Origin of the sequence: Thalassomonas actiniarum, from assembly GCF_000948975.2 — a bacterium.
GTDB lineage: Bacteria > Pseudomonadota > Gammaproteobacteria > Enterobacterales > Alteromonadaceae > Thalassomonas > Thalassomonas actiniarum.
Map to the genome: position 1 here is coordinate 5,016,350 of NZ_CP059735.1, position 13,186 is coordinate 5,029,535.

Here is a 13,186-nt window from a genome sequence, read left to right on the forward strand (position 1 = left end):
TATCCCGATAAAAATAATAACTGAATTTTGATCGCTTTAAACGCTTATCAAGGCGGAGCATTTCATCTATAATACGCGCGATTTTTATCCCTACTTTAACTAAACTGGTGAATAAGTTTATGGCGATGTTGATGAAAACCCTTCGCGGAGCTCCGGCACTATCTGATTTTAGAATAAAGAAAATATTATCTCAGTGCGCCGAACTCGGGCTGCCGATCACGAATATCTACGCTGAGTATATGCATTTTGCAAATATTTCGGCAGAGTTTTCAACTGAAGAATTCCATGTTTTACAAAAACTTCTTAAATATGGACCGAGTATCGAAGAACACGAACCCTCAGGAAATCTTCTCTTAGTCACTCCCCGCCCCGGCACTATCTCCCCCTGGTCTTCCAAATCTACCGACATCGCACACAATTGTGGTCTACAACAAATTATCCGGTTAGAACGCGGTTTAGCTTATTACATTACCGGCGACAGCTTAAACCAAGAGCAGCAGCAACAGCTCAGCAACCTGCTCCATGACCGCATGATGGAAACCATTTTCACCGAGATGCAACAGGCAGAAATCTTATTTGCCAGCGCCGAACCCGGCACTTTAACCTCGGTCGATATTTTAGCCGGCGGCCGCGAGGCCCTGGCAAGTGCCAACATCAGTTTAGGACTGGCACTGGCAGACGATGAAATAGATTACCTGGTAGAGAACTTCACCAAGCTCGGCAGAAATCCCCACGATATTGAGCTTTATATGTTTGCCCAGGCAAACTCAGAGCATTGCCGCCACAAGATCTTTAATGCCGACTGGACCATAGACGGGGAAAAACAGCCTAAGTCTTTGTTCAAAATGATCAAAAACACCTATGAAGTCAACAGTGACTTTGTCCTCAGCGCTTATAAGGATAATGCCGCGGTGATGACAGGTAACCCGGGCGGACGTTTCTTCCCGGATCACGAGTCTAAGGTTTACGGTTATAACCACGAAGATATCCAAATTTTAATGAAGGTGGAAACCCATAACCACCCCACCGCTATTTCCCCCTACCCGGGAGCCGCCACCGGCAGCGGCGGTGAGATTCGCGATGAAGGGGCCACCGGTATCGGCTCTAAGCCCAAAGCCGGTTTAGTCGGTTTTACCGTCTCCAACCTGCGTATCCCCAACTTTGAACAGCCGTGGGAAACGGATTTTGGCAAACCGGAACGTATCGTTTCCGCACTCGATATCATGACCGAAGGGCCGCTCGGCGGCGCCGCCTTTAACAACGAGTTCGGCCGTCCCAATATCCTGGGTTATTTCCGTACCTATGAAGAGCAGGTCAATTCTTTCAATGGCAGTGAAGTACGCGGCTACCACAAACCTATTATGCTTGCCGGCGGTTTAGGTAATATTCGCGATCAACATGTGCAAAAAGGTGAAATCTGTGTCGGCGCCAACCTGATCGCCCTGGGCGGACCGGCCATGAACATCGGCCTCGGCGGCGGTGCAGCCTCTTCCATGGCATCCGGCCAGTCGGCAGAAGATCTCGACTTTGCCTCGGTGCAGCGTGAAAACCCGGAAATGGAACGCCGCTGTCAGGAAGTAATCGACCGCTGCTGGCAGTTAGGTGACGATAACCCTATCCTGTTTATCCATGATGTCGGTGCCGGTGGTTTATCCAATGCTTTCCCTGAGCTGGTCTCAGACGGCGGCCGCGGCGGTAACTTTGAACTGCGTAAAGTGCCCAACGACGAGCGCAGCATGTCGCCGCTGGAAATCTGGTGTAACGAATCTCAGGAACGCTATGTATTGGCGGTTTCCGACGAGCAACTGCCGGTCTTTACCGCCATCTGTGAACGTGAACGCGCACCGTTTGCCGTGGTAGGTAAGGCCATCGAAGAAGAGCATTTAACCCTGACCGATGCCCACTTTAAAGATGATGCCAAAAATGCCACGCCGATTGATTTATCATTAGATTTATTGTTAGGCAAGCCGCCGAAAATGCACAGGGACGTTCAAAGCTTATCAGAAACCGGCGCACCATTAGCTCTGGATAATGTCACCCTTGAAGATGCCGCACAGCGCTTACTGAGCCTGCCGACCATCGCCGAGAAAACCTTCCTGATCACTATCGGTGACCGCTCGGTAACGGGTATGGTAAACCGGGATCAAATGGTCGGCCCCTGGCAGGTACCGGTTGCCGATTGCGGCGTTACCGCCTCAGCCCTGGACAGCTACCACGGTGAAGCCATGTCCATGGGGGAACGTACCCCGGTGGCATTGTTAAACTACGGCGCCTCGGCACGTCTGGCGGTGGCGGAGTCTTTAACCAACATTGCCGGCACCGATATCGGCGACTTGAACCGTATCAAATTATCTGCCAACTGGATGGCCGCCGCCGGTCACCCGGGGGAAGATGCCGGTTTATACGAAGCGGTAAAAGCCATCGGCGAAGAACTTTGCCCGGCGCTGGGCTTAACCATTCCTGTGGGTAAGGACTCCATGTCCATGAAAACCCAGTGGCAGCAAGACGGCGAAGACAAGTCAGTCACCTCGCCGCTGTCTTTAGTGATCACCGCTTTTGGCGCGGTCAAAGATATCCGTAAAACCGTAACCCCTCAGCTGCGCACCGATTTGGGCGACAGCCGCATCGTTGCCATCGACCTGTCCGGCGGAAAAAACCGTTTAGGCGGCTCATGTCTGGCGCAGGTTTATAAGCAGTTGGGTCAACAAACGCCGGATGTCGATAACCCTGAAACATTAAAAGGTTTCTTTAATGCCATGCAGGAGCTGGTTGGCGACAACAAGTTACTGGCCTACCATGACAGATCCGACGGCGGTTTATTTACCACAGTCGCGGAAATGGCCTTTGCCGGTTTTACCGGAGTTGATATCGATATCAGCAAATTAGCCGGTGACGACTTGGCGGTATTGTTCAACGAAGAGCTCGGCGCCGTGATTCAAATTCGCGAAACCGATGTCGATGCCATACATACCGTGTTTGAAAAACACGGTATCCTGGCCTTATGCACAGATATCGGCCGTATCAATAACGATGACATGATCCGCGTTAGCCGCGACGGCGAAGAAGTGCTGGCCAACAGCCGTACTTATTACCGTACCACCTGGGCAAAAACCACTTATCATATGCAGTCAATGCGCGATAACCCGGAATGTGCCCAACAAGAGCATGACGTCAAATACGATACCGAAGATCCGGGATTAAATGTTGACTTAAGCTACGACCTGAACGAAGATATCGTCGCTGATCTTATCGTGAAAGACGCGGTAAACGGCACCAACCCGAAAGTGGCTATTTTACGTGAGCAGGGAGTTAACTCCCATGTAGAAATGGCCGCCGCCTTTGACCGCGCCGGTTTTATCGCTGTCGATGTCCATATGTCGGATGTGCTCGCGGGCCGGGTTAACCTCAACGAATTTAAAGGTCTGGTTGCCTGTGGCGGTTTCTCCTACGGTGATGTTTTAGGCGCAGGTGAAGGCTGGGCCAAGTCCATCCTGTTTAATGCCGGTGCCCGGGAAATGTTCCGCGAATTCTTCCACCGCGAAGATACTTTCTCTTTAGGGGTCTGTAACGGTTGTCAAATGCTGTCTAACCTGAAAGAAATTATCCCGGGAAGTGAAAGCTGGCCGCGTTTTGTCCAGAACAAATCTGAACGTTTCGAAGCCCGCTTCTCGCTGGTAGAAATTCAGGAAAGTCCGTCCATCTTCTTTGACGGTATGGCCGGCTCTCATATGCCGATTGCCGTTTCCCACGGTGAAGGCCGCACCGAATTCAGCTCAGATGAGGCCGTTAATGCCGCCAATGAGTCGGGCACGGTAGCCATGCGTTATATCAATAACTATGGCGACGTTACCGAAACCTATCCGGCAAACCCGAACGGCTCGGTTGACGGTATCACTTCGTTAACCACCACAGATGGCCGGGTCACCATTATGATGCCGCATCCTGAGCGGGTCTTCCGCAGCGTTGCCAACTCCTGGCATCCGGATGAGTGGCAGGAAGATTCTCCCTGGATGAGAATGTTCCGTAACGCCCGTAAGTTTGTCGGTTAATCGCAACTTCCCCCCTTAAACAAAAAGCGCCGCAAGGCGCTTTTTTTATGTTCAGGACGAACGGTATAATGCGCCTTCATGGACGAACAAAAGCATATGTTCAGGACGAACGGTATAATGCGCCTTCATGGACGAACAAGAGCATATGTTCAGGACGAACGGTATAATGCGCCTTCATGGACGAACAAGGGCCTATGTTCCGAAGAAAGGCAATGCTGCGCCTTTATGAATAAAAACCGGCCTGAATTTTATCAATCACGCACCGGGAGATTGAAATCTTCTGTCTGGATAACAAAGGCAAGTAATTGCGGAAAGAAGACCTCAAAGGCCTGCTGGTAAGCCTGATAATGCTCCTGCACTTCGTCAATAGCCCCTAGCAAGTGGTTATCAAAGCGTATCCGCCGGCTGACACCGTCTAAGGCCGGCCCCACCGAAGATAAGTCCTGATATCCCGAGAGCCAGTCATGCGCTATCATGCGTGAAACCATCCACTGCATTTTTTCCGGCATCAACTCAATATGTTCAGCCAGCTGCCGGTAGCAAGCGCTACTGAAGTGGTTCAGGGGCTCAGAGGAGTATGAGGTAAATTCTTTTGCCAGGAAGTGATCAAACACGATATCGGAAATGATCCCGGAAAAACGTTTTCTTTTCCCACTCAGTAAACTTTTTAACCGGATCACCTCTTGATGCTGGTCGGTATATTTATCGATAAGCCTGTGCTGATATATGCCACTGACCACCTCAGCTGGATATTGGCTAAATTGCCGCCCTTTAACGAAATCTCCCATCAGATTTCCCACCAGGGTTAAAGCTTGCTTTTCTGGTGGCAATCGACTTGATGCCGCTTGGGCTAAAAACAGGTGAGCGAGGTAATTCATGGAAAAAGTTCGGCAATAGCGCTTAAGGGCTAAAAGCTATTGCTCGATATCCAGTTCAATATCAGTACAGCCCTTTTTACAGCTTACGGTGAGTTTTTCACCGGCTTTGGCCTGGGCTAACGCGATTGTTTGCCCGCAAACGGGGCAAATACTTTTCTTGCCGGCCATCACTTTTTTGATCAGGGATTTTTGCCGGTGAAAAGAATCACTGCTGTTTTTTTGCAGCTGAGAAAATAACTTGCTATCGAGCGCCATGGCTATCCGCCCTTTTTAACACAATACCAGCCGTCATATTTTCCTTGAAAAGGTTGAGCGCTGTTTTCCAGCAACTCCTGATAGGCGGCAATATTTTCATAACTGGCTTCCACTTCAGGATATGCCGTGATTTCCCAGGGAAAGTCCTTATCATCGGGATAAGGGCAAAAAGAAAGTTTCTGGTTATTTTCCAATAATAACTGACCATATTTCAGCGCCTGCTGCTCGCTGGCAAATAATACCGAAAACTGTATTTCTCTCGGAATTGAAAGGTCATCGCCTTCCTGTAGCATTTGCCACAGGGCGTCGCCGATATTGTCTTGGGGATAAAGCTCTAAATCACGTTCCATTCATTACTCTTTCTACTGCTTAACTGATAAAGCTATAGTAGCGCCGATACTTATTAAAACCCAGCCTAAACTGGCTTTATTAAACAAATTTATTTAAAAAGTCCGGCCGCAGATTTTTTATGCCCCTGCCGCCCCTGCATAGTGTTATCATAACTGGCGGTTATAAACACCTTAGTATTTCTTAACAATAAAAGCTTGAGAGTAAAAAGCAGCAGGATTTGAGCAAATTGGACATTATAGAGCAACATATTGATGTAGAAAACGAAAGTGAGTCGGTGATCTCCCTGCTGAGCAACCATTGCCAGATGTCTGTTGCCGAATTAAAACAGGCCATCAATAAAGGCGCTCTGTGGCTAACCCGGGGCAAGCATACCCAAAGATTACGCCGGGTAAAAAAACCGCTTAAAGCACAGGATGTTTTACATTTTTATTATAACCGCCAGGTACTGGCACAAGAAGTGGCCCCGGCCCGGCTGATCAGTGATCTTAAAGATTACAGCGTCTGGTATAAGCCCTACGGCATGTTATCTCAGGGCTCCAAATGGAGCGATCACTGCACCATAAGCCGCTGGGCGCAAACCCACCTTAAGCCGGAGCGCCCGGTATTTATTGTCCACCGTCTGGACAAGGCCGCCACCGGGTTAATCTTGCTAGCCCACAGTAAAACCGCGGCGCGGGCCTTATCCGCCATGTTTGAGCAGCATGCCCTGGAAAAACATTACCAGATCATAGTGCATGGCGATCACAGCACACATGACCAACCGCAAGTGATCGCTGAGCCGATAGATGGTAAAAGTGCCAGAAGCACCTTTAGCTGCCTGAATTATGATCGGCAGCATGATTTATCCCTGGTAGATGTTAAAATAGACAGCGGCCGCAAACACCAGATCCGCCGTCATGCCGCTTCGATAAATTTGCCCGTGGTGGCTGACAGATTACACGGCGACTTGAACCGCCACTACCCCGACAGTCTGAATCTACAGCTTTGTGCGGTCTCATTAAGCTTCGCCTGCCCTTTAAGCGGCAAAAAACAAAACTTTAAACTACCGAAGGAATATCGGCCACAACTTGCTGCCGCGGCAAAACAGCTGGCAGAATAAAGGCTCCGGCAGACTGCTTCGTCCATGAAGCCAGCTCATACCATGCTTCCTGCATATAAAGTTATCCTTCATCCGTGAAGCCACTTTATACCATGCTTCCTGCATATAAAGTTCTTCTTCTTCCGTGAAGCCACTTTATACCATGCTTCCTGCATATAAAGTTCTTCTTCTTCCGTGAAGCCACTTTATACCATGCTTCCTGCATATAAAAAGGCCTGAGGTGCTACACCTCAGGCCCGTTAAAAAATTAAGTGAAAACCAAACTCAAGGCTAGGCCCGATAAATAAAGTCACTGTCCGCTAAAAGCTGTGCCTGGTCGCCAACATATTCATCACTTGCAAACGCCGATAACAGGGCCAGTCCCTGCTCTCTTTGTGCCTGGGATAATGCCTGGTAAGGCAGGCGGAAAACCGGCAAGACCGCCCCTGTCATCATTAATGCGGTATTGATGGCAATAGGGTTAGGCTCGCAAAACAGCCAGTGCATTGTCTGCTGCAGCCGTTCATTAAGCTCAGCATCATTATCATCCATCAAACGGCGCATCAAGCCCGGGAACAGGTTAGAAGTAACCGAAATCACCCCGTGAGAGTTACATTGATGACGCCCGGCAAAACTTTCATCATCATTACCGGACCAGCAGGCAATACCCTGCTGCTCATAATAACGGATACGTTCATTGCCGGCGCATTCCTTAACCCCGATAAAATGCTGATGTTTCGACAGCGGCTCGATAATTTCAGGCGTCAGATCCTGTCCGGTGCGTCCGGGCACATTATAAATAAAAGCCGGTCCTATATCTAAAACCCGGGAAAAATGCGCCAACACGCCGCCGGTAGAGGTTCTGCCGTAATAGGGGTTGATTTGCAATGCCGCATCCATGCCGGTGGCAAAGCCGTTTTCAGTCGCCTTGATCGCCTCCCGGGTATTGTTACTGCCGGTATTGCCTATGATCAATAACCGCCCACCAAACTTGTTGGCGCTGTGGGCAATCAGCATTAAATGCTCTTCCCAACTCAATAAATGCCCTTCACCTGTGGTGCCGCCAACAATAATACCGTCGACACCGGCCGCTATTTGCTGCTCTACCAGGAGATCATAAGTATGAAGATCGATATCGCCGCTATGGGTAAACGGGGTTTTTATCGCGGTAATTAAACTGGCATCTTTTAAAGGCTTCATCCGTACTCTCAACTTTCTGGTTAATATGGGTTAATCATTCAGGTTTTGCTCAGGCAAAGCATCAGCAACCGGCCTGGCTAACAATGGCCGACCGTATCTGCGACCCGGCGCAGTTTATACACTTCATTGGTTTCGATATGCTGGTACTCAAAGATTTGATTATCCAGCTGCAACACCCGATAGGCATGGTAGTTGCCACTGTCAGCCAAGTCTGCGGCATAAAGCTCCTTGGCGATCAATTCGCTTTTGGTGATGGTAAAATGAATATCCCCCACCAGTCCCCAGTCGCCCAGCTCCACCACTTTATCACAGACCTCCCCCTTGTCATCAAAAGTTAAAAAAGTGATTTCAAAACTGCCGTCGGCGGCCAGTTCGGCATATTCACTGGTCTGGATCCCTTTTTCATCGGTATCGGTATTGTACCAGCGGCCGAAAAGTTGCTCTCGGTGATATTTCATTGTCCCTCCGTTTGCTTATCACTGTAGGCGCTTAATTTTATCGCTTCAATAATGTGATACTTTTGCTTTAACGCCTTTACCAGGGAAGCATGGCTCTTTAAAAAAGCATTAAACTGGGCAATCACTTCTGGATATTTTATCGTAGAAAAGTGATAGGCATAGTTTTCATACCGGATAGATTTATTCAATACCAGCTCACCGCTTCGCTTTAAACTTCCCAGGTTATAACGTACCACATTACCGTCGATATTCGTGGCATCAAGATTACCATGCAAGACATGTTTGACAAGACTTAACGGCGAAGATTCTTCCTGTAAAATCACCTGCTTGGCTTTAATTTTATCTAACCACAAAGTCGGATGAAAACCTAAGATCGTCCCCAGGGATTTCACCTCATCCCGCTGCACCGGCAGCCTGGACTTTAACATGTAAACCCCGGACATTAACCTAAGTACAGGTTCGCTAAAAGTAATATCCAGGTGTTTTTCCGCCGCCCTTTGCCAGCGCACGTTATCCGGAAACTTAAAATCTATGCCTTCATCTATATACCACTGATTAAAACGTTTGATCGGCAAGGCAACAAAACGGTAGGTGTACTGGTGTTTTTCAAAAAAAGTACTGAGCAACTCTTTAGTAAAGCTGGGCCCATGGCTTTTGGTAGAAGAGAAGTCATAGATGGGATAATAGCTGACATCCTCAACGCCGATAATAAAGGTCTTTGCCTCAGCCCGGGAAAGACAAATAATAATGGAAGCGAGCAAACAAACCAATTGCCTCCGGTTAATTTTCATTGATTATCCTTAGTTGCCAATGGCTGGGGCAAGATACGCCATGCCTCCTGTAATATATACCCAGGTAAAAGCTCATTCAACTTCCCCCGCCAACTCTGCTCAGTCGTTAAAAAACAGGAAAAACTAATAACACAGGCCGGGAACCCGGGAGTAGTAACAGCCAGATCATAAGCCAGCAACCAATATCAACCCGGATGGTTTTACCCCGGCCTATTACCTGCCCCCCAGACTTACGGCTGAGCCAAGCTGACTACCGCTTTTAATGTCGGGTATATCGGCTCTCCCTAAGCCGGCTGCCGGAGCCAGTCCAGGGAAATAAGCAAAACAGGTTTTATTTTAATTTAGGCTGTAACCACTTTGAAATATCGCTAATTTGCTCGGCGCAAACACTGTGGGGCATACGATAGGTTTTATATTGGTGGCTATAATCATGCTTTTGCAAAAAGGAAATTGCCGCCAGCCCCAGTTGCTCAGGCACAACCGGATCTTCCGTGCCGTGCATAACCATCACCGGGGTATTTTTATTTTGCGGGTGTAACTCCAGGGTATCGGCGGTTGCCAGATAGGTTGACATAGTCAACAGGCCGCCAAGCGGCTTATCGTAGGACAGCGCCGCCTGATAGGCAACCGCGCCCCCTTGGGAAAAACCGGCCAGGAAAATTTGCTCGCTGGGAATACCCCGCGCCAACTCCTGCTCCACCAGGGCAATTACCGCATCGGCAGAGGCTTGTAATTGCTCGCTGTCCACTTTGCGGTTGATATTCATATCCAGAATATCGTACCAGGCAGGCATCACCATGCCGCCATTGATGGTAACGGGAATTTTCGGCGCATGAGGGAATATAAAGCGTACCGCATGTTCTTTCGCAAGCTTTAACTCAGGCACTATAGGTTCAAAATCATGGCCGTCGGCGCCCAAACCGTGCAACCAGATCACACTTGCGCCCGGTTTTTCCCCGGTAGCCACTTCTATATAAGGTAATAATGACATAAAACATCCCTAATCAGACAAGAAAACAAGCTTGTCTTTTTGCTCGTTATAATAATAAATGCCGCTATTATATCCATATCCCAAACAAGCGCCATATATCTTGGTTGAAGAGAACTCGGCACAACAGTTTCCAGAGATGCGATAAAACAATAAAAAAGGGGCGTGCCAACCGGCACTCCCCTCTTCTATTGTTACTCAGGTAATACTCAGGACGTATTATTTTTTCATCACCTTGATACTGCCGTTCACGCTGTCAAGGGAAATACGCGCATCACCCGAGCCGATATCTCCGCGCATATTGCGCCCGGCAAACAGGTTTTTATCCACCTTCAAACCAAAGTCATTTTTAATGCTGCCATGCATGGTTTCGGCATCGACCGCGGCGCTGATATTTTCCGGCAGGTGCAGCTTGATACTGCCGTTAACCGTTTCTATTTTTATCTGCTCCAGCTCTTTCGCCACCTGCTGGTAATTCACCTTGATACTGCCATTAACCGAGCTGATATCGGCATCAGCGCTTAAACCCGAAGCTTTTATTGAACCATTGACCAGCTCGGCATTCACTTCTCCCATAACATTTTCTATGGTCAAAGAACCGTTTACCAACTCAATTTTAGCCAAATCTACGTCCTGGGGCACCATGATGCGGTAATCCACCGAGCCGGAATTGTGATTATTGCCCCAGGTCGATGTTTTTTCGTAGCGGGTTTCAACACTCACCCCCCGGTCATTTTGGCTCATATCGATAGAGATACGATCCCTGTCGTCCTGATCATCGGCTTCGATGATGGCAGTTACCTGGATCACCTTTTGCTGCCAGCTTTGAATATCTACGCTGCCGTTGACATTTTCCAGGCGAAAACTGCTGTTATCACCGACGGTAAAAGATTTATTGATCTCATCGACAACATCGGCATTAACCTGCCATGTCATCAGAGCGGCGAAACTGGCAACAAAAAGTGGTTTGCTGATAAGGTTATTCATAGTATTTCCCTGGCTTTTATAAAATATTTATCCAGTTAGATGTAAGGGGGATTAAAAAAGGTTTAAATCAGTTTAAAATAATTTTTCGACCGATAAAATACCAGACGAAGCACCATCGCCTTTTCTCTTGATTAAAACAATGGACAGACAATGAAACAAATTAAAGTTCAACTGTTGCTCACCGGTAACGAATTATTAAACGGGGATGTTGTTGATACCAACTCCGCCATGATCGCCCGGGAATTGGCGGAAACAGGCATAGAGATCAAACGTAAAGTCACCGTCAGCGACGACTTATCCCTGCTCGTTGCAGAAATCGGCCAAATGAGCACGGCAGCGGATGTCTTGATCATTAATGGCGGTTTAGGACCAACCACAGACGACTTTACCGCTCAGGCACTGGCACAGGCGATGAATGTGCCGTTGGCACAACACCAACAGGCCTATCAACATCTGGTTTCCTGGTGTCAGCAAAGAGATACAATACTGAACCCGGCCAATTTAAAGCAGGCATTATTACCCCAAGGCTGTGACATTATCGCCAACCGCATCGGCAGCGCCGTCGGTTTTAAAGTCAGGCACAACAACTGTGAAATTTATTGCACCCCGGGTGTGCCTGCTGAGTTAAAAGTCATGTTAGAGCAACAAATCCTCCCGGATTTTGCTGAAAAAACAACCGGGCAAGATAAAACACAGATCACTAAGTTTCAGATCTTTGGCCTCGGCGAGTCTAAACTGCAGCAACTTATCCACGACGAGCTTGCCCCCTGGCCCGATGATGTTGAACTGGGCTTTAGGGCCGGCGATCCCTTGCTGGAGCTGAAGTTAACCACCCGTTCATCCGCCGCCGATGCTGAAAAAGCGCAATGTATAACAAAACTTAAGGCCCTGTTAGGGAACCATATTGTGGCAGAAATAAATGGCCCGCCAAAAAGTTTGGCGCAACACGTCCTTGATCGCCTAACAGAAAAAGGACAAACCCTTGCCACGGCCGAGTCTTGCACCGGCGGCCTGATTGCCAGCTTGCTCACGCAAGTCCCCGGCTCTTCCCAAGCCTTTGAGGCCGGCTTTGTCACCTACTCCAATGACATGAAAAGCCAGATGCTGGGGGTAGATCCCCGGATTTTGGCAAACCACGGCGCCGTTAGCCGGGAAACCATACAGGCCATGGCCGAAGGTGCGCTGGAGAGGTCGGCGGCAGACTATGTGATCGCGGTTTCCGGTGTCGCAGGCCCGGGAGGCGGCAGCAAAGAAAAGCCGGTAGGTACAGTCTGGCTGGCCTGGGGAAGTAAAACTGACCTTAAATGCCATTGCTTTTTAATCCCCGGCACCCGGCTTGCTTTTCAGCGTTATGTTGCAGCCATTGGCCTGGATTTGATCAGACGATCGCTCAATGATTGCAACGATCCAGCTAATTACTTGATTGAAAGGAGTTTTAAATAAAAAATAAAAAAAATTCAACTAATATTATAAATCAAAGAATCTGATGTGAACCTCTTGTATCATCCCGGATATAATGCTTCACAAATCAGATTATTATATCTGTATAAGATGATTGAACAGATCCGGAATTAAGATTAATATTTACACATTGATTACAGAGTAAAAGCTTTATCTGATAGCAAACTGGCGAGCTTGCTTTACTTAAGCCCGATATTAGGGTAATAATTCGAGGGATAAATAGCTCGAAGGGTTAAAGCATAAGAAATAGTTCGCTGGCACGTATTATTATGCAGTTAAGCGTCAGCCAGGCAAACAGTATAACTAGGGGAATATTTTGATTGATAAAAATTTCATCACCAGTGGTCGCAACACCTTAATTCATAAAATTAGAAAGTTTGACTTATTAATAGTCAATGGTGACCATGAGGTTGTGATTGTCAGCCACAGGGGCATAGGCATCTACAAAGGCCCGGTACCGGGTAAACGCTCTGAAGCGAAAAAAGCCTACCAGGAAGTAATTGACCTGGCTTCCATCGAAGTCTTTGGTGAAGAAAAAACCCTGGTGTTCGTCCAGGCGCTGGACAATAAAGAATATAAAATCGATTATTCTAAAGCCGGTACCAAGAACTTCATCCGTATTCATCAGGACAACTATATTTAACCAATAAACTAATGCCAATAATAACAATAAAAAGTAGTTTCGGAGTT

12 protein-coding genes are annotated in these 13,186 nt (G+C 48.0%); 4 read left to right on the forward strand and 8 right to left on the reverse strand.

Annotated elements, in window-relative coordinates; genetic code table 11:
* The first annotated feature begins 131 nt into the window (after positions 1-131).
* A complete protein-coding gene (gene purL / locus SG35_RS21970) occupies positions 132-4,049 on the forward strand; it encodes a phosphoribosylformylglycinamidine synthase (protein WP_044832978.1) in 3,918 nt (1,305 codons plus the stop codon).
* 251 nt (positions 4,050-4,300) lie between these two features.
* Here purL and SG35_RS21975 read toward each other — a convergent pair whose 3' ends face one another.
* The 3 genes from SG35_RS21975 to SG35_RS21985 are packed head-to-tail and all read right to left on the reverse strand — an operon-like array spanning position 4,301 to position 5,532.
* Positions 4,301-4,927: an acyl carrier protein phosphodiesterase gene (locus SG35_RS21975; RefSeq protein ID WP_044832977.1), complete on the reverse strand. Its 627-nt coding sequence runs from the start codon at positions 4,925-4,927 to the stop codon at positions 4,301-4,303.
* 36 nt (positions 4,928-4,963) lie between these two features.
* Positions 4,964-5,182, reverse strand: coding sequence for a hypothetical protein (locus SG35_RS21980; protein WP_044832976.1), 219 nt, complete (start codon positions 5,180-5,182; stop codon positions 4,964-4,966).
* Between the two features lie 2 nt (positions 5,183-5,184).
* On the reverse strand, positions 5,185-5,532 hold the full coding sequence (locus SG35_RS21985; RefSeq protein WP_044832975.1) for a ribonuclease E inhibitor RraB: 348 nt from the start codon (positions 5,530-5,532) through the stop codon (positions 5,185-5,187).
* Positions 5,533-5,759: 227 nt separating this feature from the next.
* On the opposite strand from SG35_RS21985, the gene SG35_RS21990 reads away from it, so the two are divergent.
* The gene (locus SG35_RS21990; RefSeq protein WP_274055230.1) at positions 5,760-6,632 is read left to right on the forward strand and encodes an RluA family pseudouridine synthase; all 873 of its coding nucleotides are present in this window, start codon (positions 5,760-5,762) and stop codon (positions 6,630-6,632) included.
* Between the two features lie 270 nt (positions 6,633-6,902).
* Here the strand turns inward: SG35_RS21990 and dapA are convergent, their stop codons facing one another.
* The 5 genes from dapA to SG35_RS22015 all read right to left on the reverse strand — a co-directional run bounded on the left by dapA (position 6,903) and on the right by SG35_RS22015 (position 11,035).
* The gene (dapA, locus tag SG35_RS21995; protein ID WP_420794545.1) at positions 6,903-7,811 is read right to left on the reverse strand and encodes a 4-hydroxy-tetrahydrodipicolinate synthase; all 909 of its coding nucleotides are present in this window, start codon (positions 7,809-7,811) and stop codon (positions 6,903-6,905) included.
* Positions 7,812-7,888: 77 nt separating this feature from the next.
* Positions 7,889-8,269 carry a hypothetical protein gene (locus tag SG35_RS22000; protein WP_044832972.1) on the reverse strand — a complete coding sequence of 127 codons (381 nt, stop codon included), beginning with the start codon at positions 8,267-8,269 and terminating at the stop codon, positions 7,889-7,891.
* Positions 8,266-9,060 carry a myosin/kinesin family protein gene (locus tag SG35_RS22005; protein WP_044832971.1) on the reverse strand — a complete coding sequence of 265 codons (795 nt, stop codon included), beginning with the start codon at positions 9,058-9,060 and terminating at the stop codon, positions 8,266-8,268. The genes SG35_RS22000 and SG35_RS22005 overlap by 4 nt, the downstream gene beginning before the upstream one ends.
* A gap of 331 nt (positions 9,061-9,391) precedes the next feature.
* On the reverse strand, positions 9,392-10,051 hold the full coding sequence (locus SG35_RS22010; RefSeq protein ID WP_044832970.1) for an alpha/beta hydrolase: 660 nt from the start codon (positions 10,049-10,051) through the stop codon (positions 9,392-9,394).
* Between the two features lie 216 nt (positions 10,052-10,267).
* Entirely contained in the window at positions 10,268-11,035 is a 768-nt protein-coding gene (locus SG35_RS22015) for a DUF4097 family beta strand repeat-containing protein (RefSeq protein ID WP_044832969.1), read from the reverse strand.
* Between the two features lie 150 nt (positions 11,036-11,185).
* On the opposite strand from SG35_RS22015, the gene SG35_RS22020 reads away from it, so the two are divergent.
* The gene (locus SG35_RS22020; RefSeq protein ID WP_044832968.1) at positions 11,186-12,478 is read left to right on the forward strand and encodes a CinA family nicotinamide mononucleotide deamidase-related protein; all 1,293 of its coding nucleotides are present in this window, start codon (positions 11,186-11,188) and stop codon (positions 12,476-12,478) included.
* A gap of 334 nt (positions 12,479-12,812) precedes the next feature.
* Positions 12,813-13,139 (forward strand): hypothetical protein, encoded by a 327-nt coding sequence (locus tag SG35_RS22025; protein WP_044832967.1) that lies wholly within the window; start codon positions 12,813-12,815, stop codon positions 13,137-13,139.
* The last annotated feature ends 47 nt before the right edge of the window (positions 13,140-13,186 follow it).